General features: G+C 34.5%; 10 protein-coding genes. 4 read left to right on the forward strand and 6 right to left on the reverse strand.

Annotation, left to right across the window (positions count from 1 at the left end; genetic code table 11):
* Positions 1–161 precede the first annotated feature (161 nt).
* Positions 162–1,394 carry an exonuclease subunit SbcD gene (gene sbcD, locus EKL99_RS11725; protein WP_126516549.1) on the forward strand — a complete coding sequence of 411 codons (1,233 nt, stop codon included), beginning with the start codon at positions 162–164 and terminating at the stop codon, positions 1,392–1,394.
* 175 nt (positions 1,395–1,569) lie between these two features.
* A complete protein-coding gene (locus EKL99_RS11730; RefSeq protein ID WP_126577010.1) occupies positions 1,570–5,154 on the forward strand; it encodes an AAA family ATPase in 3,585 nt (1,194 codons plus the stop codon).
* Between the two features lie 109 nt (positions 5,155–5,263).
* Here EKL99_RS11730 and EKL99_RS11735 read toward each other — a convergent pair whose 3' ends face one another.
* The 6 genes from EKL99_RS11735 to EKL99_RS11760 all read right to left on the reverse strand — a co-directional run bounded on the left by EKL99_RS11735 (position 5,264) and on the right by EKL99_RS11760 (position 14,025).
* Positions 5,264–5,614: a glycoside hydrolase domain-containing protein gene (locus tag EKL99_RS11735; RefSeq protein ID WP_231507430.1), complete on the reverse strand. Its 351-nt coding sequence runs from the start codon at positions 5,612–5,614 to the stop codon at positions 5,264–5,266.
* 144 nt (positions 5,615–5,758) lie between these two features.
* Positions 5,759–7,285, reverse strand: coding sequence for an alkaline phosphatase family protein (locus tag EKL99_RS11740; protein ID WP_126568562.1), 1,527 nt, complete (start codon positions 7,283–7,285; stop codon positions 5,759–5,761).
* A 135-nt stretch (positions 7,286–7,420) separates the two neighbouring features.
* Positions 7,421–8,896, reverse strand: a complete 1,476-nt coding sequence (locus EKL99_RS11745) for a SusD/RagB family nutrient-binding outer membrane lipoprotein (RefSeq protein ID WP_126568563.1) — start codon at positions 8,894–8,896, stop codon at positions 7,421–7,423.
* A 20-nt stretch (positions 8,897–8,916) separates the two neighbouring features.
* Positions 8,917–12,378 (reverse strand): SusC/RagA family TonB-linked outer membrane protein, encoded by a 3,462-nt coding sequence (locus EKL99_RS11750; RefSeq protein WP_197037240.1) that lies wholly within the window; start codon positions 12,376–12,378, stop codon positions 8,917–8,919.
* Between the two features lie 71 nt (positions 12,379–12,449).
* On the reverse strand, positions 12,450–13,058 hold the full coding sequence (locus tag EKL99_RS11755; protein ID WP_126577011.1) for an RNA polymerase sigma factor: 609 nt from the start codon (positions 13,056–13,058) through the stop codon (positions 12,450–12,452).
* Entirely contained in the window at positions 13,048–14,025 is a 978-nt protein-coding gene (locus tag EKL99_RS11760; protein WP_231507431.1) for a FecR family protein, read from the reverse strand. Before EKL99_RS11760 ends, EKL99_RS11755 begins: the two co-directional genes overlap by 11 nt.
* A 513-nt stretch (positions 14,026–14,538) precedes the next feature.
* On the opposite strand from EKL99_RS11760, the gene EKL99_RS11765 reads away from it, so the two are divergent.
* Both EKL99_RS11765 and EKL99_RS11770 read left to right on the forward strand, forming a co-directional pair.
* Entirely contained in the window at positions 14,539–15,348 is an 810-nt protein-coding gene (locus EKL99_RS11765; protein WP_126562017.1) for an NIPSNAP family protein, read from the forward strand.
* A 340-nt stretch (positions 15,349–15,688) separates the two neighbouring features.
* The gene (locus EKL99_RS11770) at positions 15,689–20,662 is read left to right on the forward strand and encodes a translocation/assembly module TamB domain-containing protein (protein WP_126577012.1); all 4,974 of its coding nucleotides are present in this window, start codon (positions 15,689–15,691) and stop codon (positions 20,660–20,662) included.
* Positions 20,663–20,725: the final 63 nt, after the last annotated feature.

A 20,725-nucleotide genomic window follows, 5' to 3' on the forward strand; every position in this document is an offset into this window, starting at 1 on the left:
CCTATATATAAGGTGTCATGAGAAACAACTAAATATTCTGGTTTCCAAATCTTCGCGTTAGGGATAGTAGTGGAAAGTCAATAAAAAAACTGAAATTGCATCATTATTTAGTCAGCAGCATCTTTTTAAAGTCGTAAAACAATCTCAATAACAAAAAATTCATGTCGTTAAAAATAATACACACCGCCGATTGGCATCTTGGACAGACCTTTTTGCAAAAATCAAGAATTGAGGAACACACCTATTTTATCGATTGGTTGTTAAAAACCATTCAAACGCAGGTTATTGATGCTATTATTATTGCTGGGGACATTTTTGATGTTTCGAGTCCTTCAATTGAAGCCATAAACAAATATCATTATTTTTTGTTGGAGGCTTATAAACTCAAGGTACAAGTTATAATTATTGGTGGCAATCACGATTCAGCGTCTCGATTAAATTCTTATAAAGATATTTTCAAAATTTTAAATGTAAGTATTGTCGGTGGCGATCTTAACAATGTGGGAGAATTAATCCCAGTTTACAAACGCGGAACAACAAATGCCGCAGCCGTTATTGCCGCAGTGCCTTACCTTCGTGATGGTGATATTCGTAAAATTATCGAGGGCGAAACCGTCAATGAAGCCCATGGTTTATTTACATCGGAAGTAAAAAAGCACTACGATAATTTGTTGAAACAAGCAAAAACGAATTATCCAGGTGTACCCGTTATTGGCACGGCGCATTTGTATGTAACCGGCTGTATTCTCAGTGAACCCGCCGAAAAAAGAATGCATTCTTTGGTGGGGACACTCGGACAAATCCCATCGAGTGTATTTTCAGTCGGATATGATTATATTGCAATGGGGCACATTCACAAACCTCAGATGGTCCAACATCCGGATAATGTGATTGCAAAATATGCCGGTTCCCCAATTTCGCTCAGTTTTAACGAACGCAATGATCTTAAAGAAATAACTGTTTTGACGATTGCCGATAATAAAATAGCACATGAATCTCTGCCGATCCCTTTGCAAAGGAGCGTGATACGATTTGAAGGAAAGGCTGATGAAATTATTGAAAAAATAAAATTACATGAACCTTCACAAGTATTGCCAACTTGGGCAGAAATCATAATTACTGAAGCTGTAAATTATATTGACTTTAATAACGAGATAAATGATTTATGTATTGATCGAAAAATAGAAATTTTGAACCGAACTACTAAGTTTACCTCAATTAATAATCAATCAATAAGAGAAGAATATATTGCCGGTACCGATAATAATCCTTTGGATAATATCCCAAAAATCTTTACTATAAGATGCGAAAAAAAAGGAATGAATGAAGAAAGTATTGCCGGAATAATGCCGTTGTTTATGCAGATATTGGATGAAATTAATAACACACATTAGGTTTTCAAAACATTTTTTGACCCAAGCGATAAACCACCGGCAAAGCATTACAGAATTCTGTCCGATTTCAATAAAAAAATAGCATCTTCTTATGAAATCGCTATGATTCCAAATCACAAACAGGAATGAAGAATGGCGATACCATATTCCTTTAAAAAGCAAATATTATCTTAGTATGAAAATTTTAAAAATAAACATCAACAACATACAGTCTTTGAAAGGGGTTCAACCCGAAATTAATTTTACCGATGGAATTTTGGCCCATGCAGGTTTGTATGCTATTACCGGTCAAACAGGAGCCGGAAAATCAACCATCTTGGATGCGATTACTTTGGCGTTATACGGTAAAATAAATCGATATGGCAATGACAAACCGAGTTCTGAAATAATCACCCGCAATCAAAAAGAAGCTTATGCAGAGGTTACATTCGAAGTAAATGACATCGTTTATTTGGCCAGATGGGCAGCTTCATTCAATAAAAATAACAAAATAAATGCGACGGATGACAGAAAATTGTCTAGAAAAAAGAATGGTGAATTTCGGTTAATTGCCGAAAAAGTATCAAACGTCAATCCAATGATAGAAGAAATTATTGGGCTAAAATACGAGCAATTTACCAAATCCATTTTATTGGCTCAAAATAATTTTTCAGCGTTTTTAAAAGCAAAACCGGATGAACGTGCCGAAATGTTGAGCAAAATAACGGGAACACAAATTTATGAAGAAATCTCGAAGAAGGTTTTTGAGCATACAAAAGCCTTTGAAACTGAAATTAATAACCTAAGAGCCAACATAAACGGAAATATTTTAAATGAAGAAGAATTAAATGCTATTGCCGTTTCATTTGAAGAAAAAGAAAATACGATTAAGGAAATAGAACCGAAATTAACCCGAATTCTAGCGGAAATTGCTTGGTTAGCGGCTGTTGAAAATACGAAAACAGAAATAAATCAGCATAAAAATTCGATTGAATTGGTGAAACAACACTTTTTAGATAATATCGAATTATATCAAAAATTAGATCATTACAGCAAAGCAAAGCTAATAGAAACAGATTGGTTAGCTTTTCAAAACAGTGAAAAAGAGTGCGCTAAAAATACCGTAAACACGCAAAGAACGATTGATGAAATTGAAAGTTTAAATAAAATTTTAGCTACCATTGCACCCGAATTAGAATCTGCAATCAAAAAACTAGAAGAAACTCAAAAAGAGCAATTACTTAAAAAACCATTAATTGAAAGTGCCAAAACAACTTTTGGAGCGATTGCAAATACTGATGAAACCCTAAAACAAAACGCTAAAGATTTAGAGACAGCAAAAAACAATTTCGATTCAAACCTGGAAGATTTGAAGGCTCAAACAGCCAAAAAATCAATCTTAGATTCTGCAATTGAACAGAACCAAAAAACCATTGTACAACATGAAAAATATGGCTCATGGGAAACAGAGAAGGGAGCTGTGATTTTAAAACGGCAGGATATTGAAAAATCTCAAAAAGAAATTGAATCGTTTAATATTGAAAGTTTGCAAAAACAGATTTCTGATTATGATACAAAAAATATTGGGATAGAAAAGTTATTGCAAAACACAAGACACGAAAACACTACATTAAAATCGGAAGTTGATTTATTAGAATTACAAAAAAAGGATTCAGATACCTTAGAAAATTTGTCGAAACTAAAAGACAATACAAAAACCGATTTAGAAAACTGGAAGAAATTATTAAAGTATTTTCCAAAATTAGAAAGTCAAAATGATCAATTAAGACTAAATTCTGCTGAATTAATTACCGCTAATTTATCCAGGGAAACTTTAGAAACAGGAATTTTTGACAAAAAAAAATCGCTGGGGATCTTACATGAAAATAAAAACTTAAAAAAGTTATTGGCGAGTTTTGAGGAACACCGACACAATTTAAAAGAGGACGAAGATTGTCCGTTATGCGGTTCTAAAGAGCACCCTTATGCCATGAATTTACCTGAAATATTTTCTAAAAATGATATTGACGATGAAATCAAAGATCTAGATTACGAAATTAAATTAAAGGAAAATGAAAAGGAAGAAGCTGTAAAAAAAGTGGCAAGTTCCAGTCAACAAATCATAAACACGAATGCAACTATTGCTGAAATTCAGGAAGCTACTGCTAAATTAAAATACGTTTTACAAGTTGAAAAAGAGTTGAAAATGGAGGATATTGAAGCTGCAATTCTCAATTTGGAAGCTGAATTTGACTTTGTTCAAACCCGGATTAATAAACTATCGGAATTGAATGCAGCTTATGACCGTGTTAATAAATTGTATTCCAATAAAACCAGCCATTTAAATGAAATTCATTTGTCCGATACTGCCTATCAAACTGCCAAAAAACAAATAGACGAAAAGGAAGTTAACATAGCCGAAAATTTCGCTTTTATAAAAAAGATATTTTATTCATTTGATGAGAATTTAGAAGAAAATGACATCGCAGCCGTTTCTGAAATCGGCAAGAAACTAGGGGACAATTTAAGAAAACTGAATGCCGGTAATGAAATTTTAAAAGCCAATCAGACTGAAATTGTAACCGTAAACAATGCCATAACGGCGTTTTCAACAAAAAGTACCAGCTTAGAAGAGAGTGTTTCAAAGTATATAAAAGAAGATGAAGCGCTTAACACTAAAAAAGGTTTGCTAGAGAATGAATTTAGAAATCAAACGGCCAATTTTGAATTAAAATCACCACAAGAGGAAGAATCCCGTTTGCAAATTAAAGGTAAAACGGAACAAGATTTGGTAACCAAATGGAAAGGTAAAAAGGAAATCACCTTGGCTTCCATCAAAAACAAACACGTTGATGTAGGGCAATTGGTTGCCGAAAAATCAGAACTAGATGATGTATTTCGTTTGGCTACAGCCCAATTGAATGATAAGCTGACTGAAAATGGTTTCGAAAACAGTGTCCTATTACAAGAAGCATTAAACTTAGAAAACAGTGTTTTGTTAATTGCACAAAAACAAACATTCGAGACTAAAAAACAACAAATTGAAGGAGCATTGAATGCTAATTTACTCAAACAAGAGGAACTCAATTCCAATCCTTTAACAGCTAAATTAGTAGAAGATTTAAATGTCGAAAAAGTGGCTTTAGAGGAAGAAAAAACCAAAATAAACCAAGAAATCGGGCAATTAAAGGAACAAATCAATAATAATAAAAAAATACAGGAGGAAAATCAACTCATAATTGATGTAATCAAAACAAAAAATAATGTATTCCAAAAATGGGATCTATTAAATAAAACGGTAGGTTCTTCTGATGGCAAAGCTTTTAAAAAATTCGCTCAAGATTTTACGCTTTCCTTATTGGTACAACACGCCAATAAGCATCTAGAAACCATGTTCAACAGATATGAACTTTTTAAAGATGACACCTCAGATGAAATGGAATTGCAAATAAAAGACAAAAACTTTTTTGGGGAAATTCGCAATATTAATTCGCTTTCTGGTGGTGAAACTTTTTTGGTAAGTTTATCGTTAGCGTTAGGATTATCCGACCTTGCGAGTAAGAATACTAAAATCCGTTCTTTATTTATCGACGAAGGTTTTGGATCACTCGATCCCGAAAACTTGAATAATGCATTAGACACGCTCGAGTTGCTTCGTCAAAATGACGACCGCCAAATTGGGATCATCTCGCATGTGGAAGAATTGAAAAAAAGAATTACCACTCAAATTCAAGTAAAAAAATATACTAGTGAGTTTAGTACTATTGAAATTGTGGATTAACAACCACGTATTAGTACCAGAATTAAACCTATAATTTTGTCGCAAATATCTCGTGTTTTTTGCGACAAAATAATACGATTCAAAATGCTGCCAATGCGCGCTCTTTCAATTAATCCTCTGCTTCTGCTGTTTTTGAAATCCACTGATTCTCGATTCCCCACTTTTTATTTGGTACAGCAGCAGTTTCAAGGATCAGAGTTCCTCCTTTGCTAATCTCCTCTTGTGTCAACCAATTTCTGTATATCGGCTGGCCGTTTAATTGAGCTGATTGAACATAAAAGTACTCTTTATTATAATTAGACACTTGTATGTGAAATGATTTTCCATTTTCCCAATTTAATTTTACGGACTCAAAGATTGGAGCTGTCAAATAATAAATGGGGCTGCCAATATTTGCCGGAGACAGACCTATACTTCGCATTACAAACCAAGAGGACATCGTACCGGCATCATCATCCATAGTGCGGACATAGGCTTGGGGTTCGTTTTTATAAATCTTTTTTATATTCTTTGGTGATTTTTAGGATTTCAAACTATTTATTGAACAAAAAAATGGTGTCTTAACATTTAAGACACCATCTTTACTTTTATATTGTAGGCAATATTATCTTTTTACTCTAACTACTCTTGTAAAATTAGGATAGTTATATTTCCCCAAAACAGATCTTTCCATTTCTAGTTTATAAACTCCCCATGGTAACTTTACTTCAGTTTTAATTAGTTCAATCTTAGCGGTAAGTGGAACATTATTAGAAACTTTTTCTGTTAGCAACTCATACATAACCCGACCGTCCATTTGTTTAGGAATTGTTAAATTATGTAGATGGAGAACAGTGGGAATTATATCTACATTTGATGTAGGCAAATTACCTTCAAACTTGTTCTTAAAACTAGGGCCATTAGCCAGTAATGCAATATGAATTTCATAAGGGCTAAATCCACCATGACCTGCAACACCTTTTGCGAAACTTGTACCTGCATATCCAGCATCATTTTTGTTATCATTCCAGTTCATGTCTACAAGAACATCTCCTGATCGGCCATGATCCCAATATATTGATTCGAAAGAAAGCGTCCCTTCTACAAAACCATTTACATCTCCTTCTTTTAAAGCTTTTGTATAAATACCGCCTATCCAGTTCTGTTCCTGTAAGGCTGCAACAATATTTTTTATGGTCTTTTCATCATGATCCTTTACATAAACTGCTCCTTCAGCAACCACTACTTCTGTTGATTCCTTGTCTTTTTTTAGTCCTTGCTGGATTAGGAAATCTGCAAGGCTTAGTTTTCCAATATGTGTCACAAAACCATGATCGGAAGAAATGATAACATTAAAGTTTTGATCAAGTCCTTTTAATTGAAGTGATTTTATAATCCTTCCAAACTGCTCATCTACATATTTGATAGACTCAATTGCTTCGGGCGATCCTATTCCGTTTTTATGAGCAGCCGAATCTGGGTCGCCATACCACAATGTACTAACTAAAGGACCATCTAACGTTAATCCATATTTTATAACGGCATCTGTTAACCATTTGTGTTTTCCAAGACCGCTTGGAACTGTTCCAATTTCACTTAGTATTTTAGATTTCATAGTCTCTGGTAAAATCATAGTGGTATTAATGATTGCGCCTCCACTGACCTTATGATTTTGCATTAAAGCTTGTCCTGTAGAACCTGAGCTAAAAACAAAAAGACTTTTACCATTTTGTTCTAAAACTTCTCCCAGCGAAACTGATGTTAATAAATGATTATCTGTAGCTTTAGCGATTTTATTTAATTCCTCTGCATCACCAGTGTTTAAACCTGATGTTTCTTTTATCTCAGGAAAATACACCGTATTTCCCATTAATCCATGACTTCCAGGATAGCATCCGGTAGATAGCGAAGATGCATTAACCCTAGTTACTGTGGGGAATACACTGTGGTGCTGTTTACCATAACTTCCTTTTTTACTAAATAAATATACATTTGGCATTAATTCAGGGGTGATATAATCCGGTCTTAAGCCATCAAAGAATACAACTAATGTTCGAACATTAGATTTTTCAACCTTTTTTTGCGCTAGACTAGTGGTACTAACAAGCAAAGTCAATGATAAGATTAAGAAACTTTTATTTACGATTTTCATAATAGAATGATTTGGTTTTAAATTTAATCCAACTAGAACGCCTAGGTCTTTCTGGCTCTTAGAAGTATTTCCCTGTTTCTATTTCTGTTTTAGTTTTATATTTAAAAATGTAAAATAGTTTTACTTTTTATTTAATTATTTAGCCCACCAAACTTTACTAACGGTATTATCTCCTCCCATTGCTGCTGAGGCTGCTGCAAGATTTTCAGGATTAAGCGATTGTAGATATGTTGGATAAGGCACCCGATTTGGAAATACTCTTTCTGCTGGTATACCCGTTCCTCTTGGCAAAATCGGATATCCCGTTCTTCTTTTTTCAAACCATGACTGATAGTCAACAAAAAACGAAGCGTAATATTTCTGTGTAATGATTCTCTCTAATTGCGCTTCTACTGATGCATTGGTATCATAAACTACGCCCGCTTGTGTAAGATAATTTGAAGGCATAGTTGCGCCCCATTGGATCATTGATGCAGTTATTGCTGAATCATAATGCTGCTTAGGCGATTTTCCGGTATTAAATCCTTTTAATGCTAATTCTGCTTTAATAGACTCTACCTCAGACCAAGTCATCATTATACCCAATTGGGGTAAAGTTTTTATAAGATCATTATAGCTTGTATTGGCTCCAACCTGGTATTCAGTAGTTATAGGATAACCACTTTCTATACCTTGGTATACATTTTGACCGCCAACCATTACTGTTCTAAACCATATAGTTCTTCTTGGATCGTTATCTGTATTCATTTTATTGATGAAGTATTTGGTAACATAGGTACCATCTCTCCACTCCAATTGTCGTGTATTAAAATACGGATTGTAATAAGGGTATATTCCTGTATATTTAAAAATAGCATCATCAGTATTACTAGTAAACACAGGGTATTTTACAGGGTCCGCTAATAGTGCCGTAATTTGTTCATTGATATTAATCTCCCCATTACGTTTCGATAATCGTAGCAATAATCTCATTTTTAATGAGTTACAGAATTTTTTCCATTTTACAATTCCGGGATTTGCACCTCCTGAAAGGCTATTGGAATTGTATAAAAGATCACCACCATAAGTCAGCGCTTTAGAGGGATCAAGCAAAGCATTGGCTTGTTCTAAATCACTCAGGATTTTAATATATATATCCTTTTGTTTATCGAATGCAGGTTTAAGGTTGCCTTCAGTTGCTTTAACGGCTTCTGAATAAGGAACATCTCCGTACAAATCTGTGATAATAGAATAAGCCCAACATTTATAGATCATCGAGATCGCTTTATAGTTATTCTCTCCTAATGCTTCGGATGTTCTATTAATATCCTCTATATCTGCCATATAACCATAGAAACTTGTCCATATTCCTGCACCAGGATTAATTACATATCGATGCACTCCCTCACCCGAAGGACTAGATCGTGGTGCATCAACTTGCATCAACTCATGGGTAAGATTTCGAGAAGCAGTGATACTAGAATTAACAATTCTATATTGCAACTGTCCCAACATAACTCCCGGTGTGATCTGTTTAGGTCGGTTTGGATCGGTATTTATATCCTCAAAATCTTTGGTACAAGAGGATAGTAGTACTACAAACAAAAAAAGAAAATTATATGTTTTATTCATTTTTATCATGATCTATTGATTTAAAATTTTAGAGTAAGATTAGTTCCTATAGTTCTCGTGGAGGGAAATTGAGCTAATTCAACTCCTGGTGTCAGTGTCCCATTATTTAGATTTCCTCCTTCAGGATCAAAACCAGGAAACTTAGTAAAATTAAACAGGTCTCTTCCGAAAAAAGCAAGACTTGCCGATTTCATTCCTATCTTTTTCAAGAGGGTTTTCGGTAAGTTAAATTCGATCCGAACCTCTCTAATCTTAATAAAAGAAGCGTCAAATATATTGGTCTCTCCATTACCGATGTTATAATAATTTTCATAATAGGAACTAGCAGCTACTCTTACAGTGTTTGGAATATAAGTTCCGTCCGATTGTAAAACGACTCCTTGTCCTACAATTCCGCCATCACGACCTGGAAGCGTTACTCGGGTTTTCCCTAAGGTATTATTCTTATGATTGGTTTGCGAATACATACTTCCTCCTTTTTGTCCGTCTAGAAGTACACTCAATCTTACTTTTCCAATGGTAAACTCATTCATGATTCCTGCTTTCCAGTCAGCAAATGCATTTCCTCTTATTTTCAACACTGGATCCAATGTTGCAGGCAAACCAGCCGAAGTATATATAATCTGCCCGTCAGGAGATCTCTGGAAACCTCTACTGTACATATCTCCCATTCTTCCTCCAACTCTAGCTTCTATGCTTACATTATTCTCGTGGTTATAAATAACTTGGTTTGTAATCCCTGGAGCCAATTCTTTTACATAACTTCTGTTTCTACTCCAAGTCAAGGTGGTATTCCATTTGAAATTGTTTTTGGCTATTATTTTTCCTGTTACAGCTAGCTCCATTCCTCTACTGTTTATTAAACCTGCATTTACGGTTGCATTAGAATAACCCGTAACTGGATCTAATGGAATTGCTAAAATCTGATTGCGACTATTATTATTGTAATAGGCCATATCAATTGATAATCGGTTTTTAAACATCCTAATATCAATTCCAGTTTCTATACTTGAAGTTATCTCTGGTTTTAAATTTGCATTAAATAAGATCGAAGTATTCGTAAAGCTATTGCCATAAATCCTGTCATAATACTTATCAGTTTGATACGGTCTTGTGTCATTACCAACCTGGGCCCAAGACAATCTAAATTTAGCAAAAGAGAAAATAGAGGGAAGATTTGTCATTTCGTGAATCAAGAAACTGGAACTGATAGAAGGGTAGAAAAAGGAATTGTTACCATATGGCAAAGTGCTTGACCAGTCATTCCGTCCCGTTACGTCTAAAAATATTTTTTCCTGATAGGAGATTTGCCCTAAACCATAAAAACTGTTAATCGCTTTCTTTGTTTTTAAAGGATCTGCAACAGCTTGATCCAAGCTATTTGAAATTTGGTATATTCCGGGTTGAGATAACTGGTCCGCATAAAGTCCTACAAAATCATAGTTTTGCCTCATTGAATTGGCACCTGCAATAATGCTATAATTGATATCCTTATTTAGCGCATTCTTATAGGTTAACAGTGCATCTGTATTTATTTCATAACTAAATACATTTTGTTCTCTATACATTCCACGAGCATATTTAGTCATACTAAAAGGACGTTGTTGTGATCTGAACTCATTTGACATATCTAGTCCAGAACGGACCATCAATTCAAGTTTATCATTAAACTGATAGGTAGCGGACAAGTTTCCAATTACCCCGTTTTTATTCATTTTGTTAAGCATTTCATACATACCTAGATAAGGATTATCAGGTCCCGTATTAAAAGGATTTTTTTGTTTTACACCTACTAGGCCAGGCTGCCAATAAGGTTTAAACCATTCCGGCTTAATGTTTGGAGCGGTACCAATCATTAGAAAATACATTATGGATTGATTGTTGTAACCTGCAGCTGGTAGATTATCACTTTTCTTATTCGTATAATTTACTTTACCATTTATTTTTAACTTATCAGAGATTTTTTGATTTATAGATAAGGAGGCATTTAATCTTTCGAAACCCGTATTAGGAAGAATCCAATCATTTTTTAGATGAGTAATCGATAATCGAGTAGAACCGTTTTCATTCCCACCTTCTAATGCGATACTATTTGATTGTGTCGTTCCTGTTCTAAAAAATCCAGAAATATAATCTTTGTTAGCAACCCATGGTGAACGTTCAGTAGGTTTGCCATTTGCAGCATTAGGATTATATTGAAAATAAGATTGACCATCAAATCTTGGCCCCCAGGCTCTTCCTGCTCCTACATTTGTACTTGTATTTAGTCCGTCAGCACTATCTAAATAAGAATAGTATTTATCATTTCGACCTTCTCCATATTCAAATTGATAATCCGGCCAACGATTCACTTGATCAAAACTAAAATTACTACTTATTGTTACTCCTATTCCTCCACCTTTAGTTTTACCGGACTTGGTAGTAATAATAATTGCGCCACCTGCAGCTCTTGTTCCATAAAGTGCCGTTGCACCTGGCCCCTTCAAAACTGTTATTTTCTCAATATCTTCAGGGTTAATATCCGATAATGTTGAACCAAAGTCAACTGGACTATCTTGTGAAAGATGAGAAGAAAATCCAGTACCGGTGATCTTACTGCTTACTGGCACACCATCCAGAACAATCAAAGCTTGGTTATTATCAAGGTTAAGTGATGATTCTCCGCGAAGAGTTATTCTGGAAGAACCCATTGGACCAGCACCAGATCCCTGGATATTTAGACCAGCAACTTTTCCGGAAAGAGAATTTACCCAGTTATTTGATTTGGCATCTTTTACAGCATTTTCACCAAGAGATTGTGCGGCATACCCCAGTGATTTTTCTGCACGTTTTATTCCTAAAGCCGTTACAACCACCTCTTTTAGAGCCGTTTCATCTTGACCAAGCATTACTTTTATTTCCGTCTGGTTTTCAATATTAATTTCTTTAGTCTCAAATCCGATATAACTCACCGATAAAACCGTTGTATTTGCTGGAACACTAATCGTGAATTTTCCGTCAAAATCCGTTGTTGCAGTGATCGTGGTTCCTGCTACAAAAACAGAAGCTCCGGGTATTGGCAAATTAGATTCGTCTAAAACCACTCCTGTAATTTTTCGGTTTTCCTGATTCTTTTTTGCCGTGCTTTTTGGAGTAATCCCAACCAGTTCTTTGACTAAAACACCGTTTTTAGTGATCTTAAAATCAAGACTCACCTTAGTTTTCAAAACGGCTAATACCTGATTTAAATCTTGGTTGTTGATAATAATAGAAATTTTCTTTTGAAGAAATTTTTGGTCGGACATATAAATAAACCTATTGTTTATTTGTCGTTCTATAAGAGTAAAGGTTTGCTTTATGGAAACGTCTTTTAGATTTAAATTGATTTTCTCTTTTTTGACTGCAATCTCTTCAATAGCACTTGTATTTGAAGTCTTTGAATAAGATATTCCATTACCAAACAGAAGCAATAAGGATACCGTTAGAATAATTTTTTGTTTCATTTTATCTGTGATTATTTATTGTTTTTTACAAACCAAAACTGATTTTAAAATAGTTGGTTTTCTACTAATTATTAGATGGAGTTCAGCAAACCTCTTTTTTTATAGGATTCTAAAGCCCTACTAATGTATTTAAGTGCAATAGCGATATGATTTTCAACCGTTTTAGGGGTGACGTTTTGAATTTCCGCAATTTCTTTGTATTTTAATCCATCGATTCTACTGAGTTCAAATGCCTGACGTGATTTTTTAGGAATAATATCTAATATTTCACGTATCAAATTAGTTTTCATTTCTTTTTGTTCATTTTCAATAATCTCCTGCTCCCTACTAGGTGAAAATATAGAGTTTATAGTTTTTGTTTCATCGATTTGTTGGTAAAACGGCTCTGATTTTCGTACTGTTTTTAAACTGTTTTTCACTATTACATAGATATAAGATTTAGGGTTTTTAATTGTATCAAGAATATTTCTATTGGTCCATAACTGAATAAAAATATCAGCCACTTTTTCTTCAACAAGGCACGAGTTCAATTCATAACTCATTCCAAAACGGCACAGAGGCGTGTAATACCTTTTAAAGAAAAGTTCCATCGCCTCGTATCGACCATTCTGAATTTGCTGAAATAAATAATCGTCTGAAAAGCAATCACTACTACCCATTTTTGTTGCATTAATTTTCATGGTACTTGGATATCTCGATGTTATTTTGAATGGTTTTTGTGATGCTTACCTCTGAAATAAACTCCAGAGACGTTATAAATTCATCAATTGTCTGGTTTTTAAAAGCTCCTTTTATATGCTGATTTGCAATGTCAGCATCCTTAATGATAAAATTTACTCCATAGAATTGATTGATTTTTGGGAGTGCATCTTCAAATTTTTCATCATCCAATATAAGTATATTGTCTTTCCAAGCAGCAACCTTATTCACATCAAAATTCCTTTTGATCACTAACTTGGTTTTAGAATTCCATACTAATTCTTCATTTGGCAATAGGTTAATTTCATCCTTACTTTCTTTAAGCAATACGTTTACTTTTCCTTTTGCCAAAGAAACAGTTTGATCAATGGCATTGCTACTGACATTAAATTCTGTTCCTAAAACTTTCACATCAAAACCATTTGTATGTACAATAAAAGGAGAATTAGTATTTTTCGTAACTTTAAAGAAAGCTTCCCCTTGCAACCAGATGACTCTTTGTGTACTGAAATCACTGGAATATTTAACTTCACTGCCTGAATTTAAAATAACGGTGCTGCTATCCGGTAACTTAAAAGTTAGCCGCTGCCCTTTAAGGGCAATTTTATGATTGGTATACCCAGAAGGATTCATTCCTATGAAATAAAAACTTAGACAAAAAACCATAAGGAAAGCCATAGAAAAAACAACCTTCTTTTTTATGGAAACTTTTACGGATTTTGTCTTTTCTGGTTTATTATATTTTGTGATGATTTCCTCAAAAGAAATAGTTCGTATTGGCACTTCACTATTGGGATAATTCATCCAAATGGTTTGAAAATTTTCAAAAACAGCAAGGAGATCATTATCTAAAGAAAGCTCAATTTCAAACACAGATCGCTCTGCTATAGACATTTCGTTGGTAAGATACCGCACACATTTTTTTTCTTTCTGACTAACATTCAACATAAAAAATTCTCTTTACTAATAGGAGTCAAAATAAGAGAAATACCCCTAGTTTTCAATACCATCAAATCGACACGATATCGTTAATGAATTGTTAATCGTCCGGTTTAAATCAGCTTCGAATAGCTGAGCTTGAGAGAACACGCAAAGTCACAGTACTAAAAGAGATATCAAAAAAAAAGCAATAACCTTCATTTATAAAAAAAGATCCATGATTAATACTTTCCAAAAAAACAACGAAAAGATATTTCCCATTGAAAAAAGCCTATAGTATTGCAACTGGGACAATGAATTTATCACCACTGGAAAAGCCAAGTCTTATTAGCGTGGAAAATAGTAAATAAGGGACTTACGTACTATTAGATACATTAAAAAATACTTCCATTTCATAAAACGGAACAACATAATAAATAGGGTTTTAACAGTAAGACATTCATTTAACTTCTTTTTTTATCGGACAACAATGGTTACTTTTATAAAAATTATTCAGGCTAGCCTACCACCAAAAAAAATGAAATGAAATTAACCAACCTGTTTTTCACACTGCTGATCGTATTTACTAATACCAGTTTTAAACCGGTACCCGCGCAAACGATTGTACCAACACCTGTTCAAAAACCTAGGGAATTGTATCAACTCAAAACCTATATTTTCAAGACAGAACAACAAGAACAAACAACTGACAAGTACCTAAAAGAAGCTTATTTGCCGGGATTAAAAAAACTAGGAATCAAAAATATTGGGGTGTTCAAGTTAAAACCAAACGCCACAGATACCTTAAAAAAAATTGTGGTACTGATTCCGTTTTCCACTTTGGAACAATTCCTTGCACTTGACGAAAAACTAGCTAAAGACAAAACCTACATAACTGCCGGAGCAGCCTATTTGAATGCGGTTTACAATGAACCTTCATACTTAAGAATAGAATCCGTTTTGTTACAGGCTTTTTCAGACCATCCTTTCCTGACAAAACCCGCTTTGAACAGCACAAGATCCAGTCGTGTATACGAATTGAGAAGCTATGAATCAGCCACAGAAGCAATTTACGCCAACAAAGTAGCCATGTTTAACGGAGGAGGAGAAATAAAACTCTTTGATCGATTGGGATTTAATGCAGTTTTTTATGGCGAAGTGATCTCTGGTCCCAAAATGCCAAACCTTATGTACCTCACTACTTTCGCAGATCAAACAAGCCGAGAAGCACATTGGAAATCTTTTGTAGATTCGCCGGAATGGAAAGCCCTAATTGCCATGGAAAAATATAAAAATAATATTTCCCACATCGACATCACTTTTTTGTATCCAACTGATTATTCTGATTATTAGTTTTGCTTCTAGACATCTTGCAAAACCAACTACAGGTGGTTTTCTTTTAATCCTACATAGAAACCAAAAAAAAATAAAATACCTCTCTTATTTTCTGTTGGAATTTGGTTTAATGTTCAGAGGTCTTTCCTTTATGAAAACGGTTATGAAAACTCAGGTACAAGACCTAAAAACGGTTAATGAGCCTTAAATTTATATCAAAAATTTAATGCCATATTTTTTTGATTTTATACTAACTTTCCTTTTTTTAATTTTGAACTTTGTTTACTTATTCCATTTGTACTTGAAATTGCAATTCTGATTTAAATTGGTTATTTTTATCCACAAAATAAAACCACTTTTGAAAAAATATTTAAAGAAAAGTTTAAAAATTTTCCTTTGGATAATAGGATTCCTACTTCTATTGTTCTTAGTCTTGGTTGTGTCCATCCAAATTCCGTCTGTTCAAAATTATGTCAAAGAAAAAGCAGTAACCTATCTGGAAGGAAAAATCAAAACTAAGGTTACTATTGACCGAATAGAAATTGGATTTCCAAAAAAAATAATGCTGCAAGGTGTTTATTTTGAAGATCAAAAAAAAGACACCCTTTTTGCCGGAGAAAAACTAGCTGTAGATATTAGTCTTTTTCAATTGATGAATAATAAAGTCGAAATTAATTCCGTTCAGCTCGAAGGCATCACCACTAATTTGAGTCGGGATTCAAAAGCAGTTTTTAATTTTGATTATATCCTGAATGCATTTGCCTCGCCAGAGGAACAAAAGAGCGATTCGCCACCCATGCAATTCTCTGTATCCGAAATTAAGCTCGACCGAATCCAGTTAACGTATTCCGATGCGATTACCAAAAATTATCTATCTACCAATCTAAATCACTTTGAAACGAAAATTAAAACTTTCGATTTAGAACAAATGAATTTCGAAATTCCAAAGGCTAAAATCAACGGACTACACTTTAAATTAAAGCAAGGTTTGGTTCAGAAATCCGCTGCTAAAGAAGTTCCCACAGGAAATACACAGGAACCCGTTTTCAAATTAAAACTAGGAGAAATTGATTTTGCAAAAATTGATTTTGATTACCAAAGTGAGGGAACAAAGTTATCTACTGCTTTTTATTTGAAAAAACTAGTAGCTAAAATTGACCGGTTGGATATCAATAACAAATTTGCACTCCTTGAAAGTATTGAATTATCGGGTCTAAAAGGAGCTTTAGCTTTTGGTAAATCAGAACCCGCTAAAACTAAAAAAAATTCTGCTTCGGAAGAAGGCAATAACTGGCAAATCAAAATCAAGAATACGGAAATCAAGCGAGTAGATTTTAGGTATGACAACAACAATGTTGCGGCTGTTGCCAAAGGCATGGATTACAACCATTTGCATCTTACTAACTTAAACCTGCAAATTGATGCCATAAATTACGGCTCAACTAACATATCCGGAGTAGTAAATTCCTTAAGCGTTAAAGATCATAGTGGTTTGAATATCCAATCCTTCAACGCAGAATTTTACTATGGCAAAAAGAATGCGTTTCTCAAAAAACTGTATTTAAAAACACCGCAGACAGAATTGAGAAATGAAATCAGAATTGGATATCCATCTCTTGCCGCTTTGGCTGATACTCCGGGAGAATTGGGTCTGATTGCTTACTTGAAAAAAAGCAAATTGGGTATCAAAGATGTGCTGCTCTTTGTACCAACTTTAGCAAATGCAGACCCATTTAAGAGTAATCCCAATGCCATCTTGCTAATCAACGGTGACATAACCGGAAAATTGAGTGCTATTACATTCCCATCTATGGAGATTAGCGGCATTGGTACTACAAAAGTAGCAGCAAGCGGCAGCATAGTAGGTTTGCCGGATGTAAATAAAGCCTATTTTGACTTGAATATCAAAAACTTACAATCAGGATCCAAAGATTTTATTGGTTTTTTACCCAAAGGAACAATCCCAAATTCGATCCAGTTGCCTCTGCAGTTCAATGCCAAAGGAACGTTTAAAGGAACCATTGCTAATTTCAATACGAACCTGAATCTGTCAAGTAGTTTTGGTACCGCCAAGATTAAAGCGGCGTTGAATCAAAACAGAAAAAATTACGAGAAATATGATGTTCAAACCGAGTTTACAAATTTTGATTTGGGACGCTTTATCAAAAATGATTCTATTGGAAAAATCACTCTGAAAGCAACCCTAAAAGGAACTGGATTTGATCCAAAAACAGCCAATGCCTCTTTGAATGGCAACATTCTAAAAGCAAATTACAACAAATACACCTATCAAAATTTAAGCTTAAAAGGAAACGTTCGCAACGGAAATTTCAATGCTACTGCCTACGCAAAAGATCCTAATTTAACGTTTGATTTAGTGAGTAACGGAAGCTTTAGAGACAAATATCCTACCGGAAAATTAAAACTGAATGTGGATATTGCTGATTTAGAAAAACTAAATCTCCATGCAGGACCACTAAAAATAAGAGGCGTTGTAGATGCTGACATTCAATCCGCAAATTTAGATTATCTCAACGGAAGTGTAAGTGCAAACCGCATAAGCATCACTAATGCAACAGAACAATTTGAGATAGACTCGATCACTCTTGTTGCAATATCTACTGCTCAAAAGAATACATTATTGCTGAGTTCCTCGCTTGCAAATGCAGAAATAAAAGGAAAATACACGCTGTCTAAAGTTGCTACAGCATTAACAAACTCGATTGCTAAATATTATGACAAGAATCCTACTGCTAAAAAAACAGTGGTAGGAAAGCAACAATTTGCTTTTCAAATTGGTATCAAAGACAGTCCTCTTTTAATAAAATTAATTCCTAGCATAAAAAGTTTGGAACCCATTAGCATCAGCGGAAGATACAACTCTGTCAACGACTCAATTGTTCTTAATGGCGCTGTTCCAAAATTAATTTATGGAGAAAACACGATAACCAATGTAATTTTCAAACTAGACACACAAGCAAATGCACTTGTTTACAGCTTAATTATAGACGACATTCAAAACAAACAAATTCAGCTCCCACATACGAGTATTACAGGTAAAGTAGCGCAAAACATCCTGGATTACACCTTACAGCTGAAGGATGCAAAAGACGCAGAACGATATGGCATAAGCGGAACACTAAAAGCGGCAAACGGAAATAACGAAGTTCGTCTTGACCCCGCTAAACTACTGCTGAATTATGAATCTTGGACAATAGCGGATGCTAATTTGATTCGGTTTGGCAAAAAAGGAATTTACGCAGATAATTTCGAATTAAACAAGAACGGCAGCACCATTCGCATTCAATCACATTCTGAAACTCCTAATGCGCCGATCACTATTGATTTCAAAGATTTTGACATTAAAACGATTACGAGTTTTGTGGAGAAAAAGGATTTACAACTGAGTGGTAAGATCAATGGAAACGCAGTGGTGAAAAACACAACTACATCGCCCGTTTTTACTTCGGATTTAAATATTGAAAATTTTACTTTCAAAAAAGATACCATTGGAACTATCAGTGTAAAAGTAAATAATGCCATTTCCAACCAATACGATGCTGTTGTTGCTATTACAGGTCAGGGAAACCAAGTCAAATTAGAAGGAAACTATAAAATAAACAACAGTAGTTTTGATATGAGTCTGGATATTGAAAAGCTGAATTTAAAAAGCATTCAAGGTTTTACGTTAAATAATATTACTGAAAGCACCGGTTTTTTGAATGGGAATTTTAAAATCACTGGGTATACCAGCCAGCCCAAAGTAATTGGAGAATTACAATTCAATGAAATTGGTTTCAAAGCCACGCCGCTCAATTCTAAATTTAAGTCGTTAAATGATAAAATTATCTTTACTGAAAACGCTATTGTTTTTGACAATTTCATTATCAATGATGAGAGAGACAATGATTTAGCCATCAACGGAAAAATTGACAGTGCCAATTTTAGTAATTTTGGGTTCGATTTAGCCCTGGATGCGGATAACTTCAAAGCGGTCAATTCTAAAGCGAAAGACAATGATTTGTATTATGGAGAGCTGTACTTAGACAACCATTTAAAAATAACAGGAAATTTAGACAATCCTATTGTCGAAGGAACCATACGTATTAATAAAGAGACTAAATTCACTATTGTTTTGCCCCAATCAGATCCTTCAATAGCTGATAGGGAAGGAATTGTAGAATTTATTGACCAAGACAATCCAAAATTAATGGAGACCATTGTTCTGGAAGAATTCAGCAGTGAATCCACTATAAAAGGGGTTAACGCATCCGTAAACATTGAGGTAAACAAAGAAGCTAAATTATCAATGGTAATTGACAAAGCCAACGGGGATTTCTTGAAATTAAAAGGCGAAGCGCAATTAAACGGAGGAATTGATCCTTCAGGAAAAACAACGCTGACCGGACGCTATGAATTGTCCGAAGGGAGTTATGAAATGAACTTTAACGCCATCAAAAGGAAATTTGACATCAAAAAAGGCAGCTACATTCTATGGACAGGAGAGCCCACAACTGCTGATATTAATATAACTGCAATTTATAAAACAGAAGCGGCTCCAATTGATTTAGTAAATGACCAATTAGGAAGTGTTACCACCGAAGTGAGAAATACCTACAAACAAAAAATCCCTTTTGAAACCGCATTAAAAATGAATGGTGCTTTGCTCAAACCCACTATTTCATTTGATATAGTTTTGCCGGAGGGGAACAATAGTGTTTCAACAGAGATTATAAATACCACTCAGGCTAAACTGACCCAATTGCGTCAGCAACCTGATGAGCTGAACAAACAGGTTTTTGCCTTACTGCTCTTGAATCGTTTTATTGGAGAAAACCCATTTGCCAGTCAATCCGGCGGAGCAACCGTTTCCTCACTGGCCAGAGAAAGTGCCAGTAAAATTTTATCCCAACAACTGAACAACCTCGCCGGTGATTTAATTCAAGGAGTAGAGCTGAATTTTGATCTGAATACGTCCGATGATTATACTACCGGGCAACGCGAGAACAAAACAGATCTTAATGTAGGCATTTCAAAAAAATTGATGAACGACCGATTGAAAGTTACTGTTGGCAGCAGCTTTGGGATTGAAGGGCCCCAGCAAGCCAATCAAAATACCAATAATATTGCCGGCAATGTTTCCTTAGATTATCAACTCTCAAGAGATGGAAGGTATAAAATGAGAGCCTACCGCATAAACAAATACCAAGTGGCGCTGCAAGGGGAAGTCGTCGAGACTGGAATTGCCTTTATAATCACTTTAGATTATAATAAATTCAAAGAATTATTTACAAAAAGTGAGGCGAAGAAAGCAAAGCAAAAAAATAAATAAAAGTTTTTTTACCATTAAGAAATTAGACCAATTGATTTTCCTTAATAAAAACCTAATCTCTTA

Origin of the sequence: Flavobacterium sp. ZB4P23, assembly GCF_003970375.1 — a bacterium.
In the GTDB taxonomy this organism is placed as follows: Bacteria; Bacteroidota; Bacteroidia; order Flavobacteriales; family Flavobacteriaceae; genus Flavobacterium.

What these genes read in the sequence shown, in the direction of transcription:
- sbcD (WP_126516549.1), top strand. Translation starts at nt 162, where the DNA reads ATGTCGTTAAAAATAATACACACCGCCGATTGGCATCTTGGACAGACC.
- EKL99_RS11730 (WP_126577010.1), top strand. Translation starts at nt 1,570, where the DNA reads ATGAAAATTTTAAAAATAAACATCAACAACATACAGTCTTTGAAAGGG.
- EKL99_RS11735 (WP_231507430.1), bottom strand. Translation starts at nt 5,614, where the DNA reads ATGGATGATGATGCCGGTACGATGTCCTCTTGGTTTGTAATGCGAAGT.
- EKL99_RS11740 (WP_126568562.1), bottom strand. Translation starts at nt 7,285, where the DNA reads ATGAAAATCGTAAATAAAAGTTTCTTAATCTTATCATTGACTTTGCTT.
- EKL99_RS11745 (WP_126568563.1), bottom strand. Translation starts at nt 8,896, where the DNA reads ATGAATAAAACATATAATTTTCTTTTTTTGTTTGTAGTACTACTATCC.
- EKL99_RS11750 (WP_197037240.1), bottom strand. Translation starts at nt 12,378, where the DNA reads ATGAAACAAAAAATTATTCTAACGGTATCCTTATTGCTTCTGTTTGGT.
- EKL99_RS11755 (WP_126577011.1), bottom strand. Translation starts at nt 13,058, where the DNA reads ATGAAAATTAATGCAACAAAAATGGGTAGTAGTGATTGCTTTTCAGAC.
- EKL99_RS11760 (WP_231507431.1), bottom strand. Translation starts at nt 14,025, where the DNA reads ATGTTGAATGTTAGTCAGAAAGAAAAAAAATGTGTGCGGTATCTTACC.
- EKL99_RS11765 (WP_126562017.1), top strand. Translation starts at nt 14,539, where the DNA reads ATGAAATTAACCAACCTGTTTTTCACACTGCTGATCGTATTTACTAAT.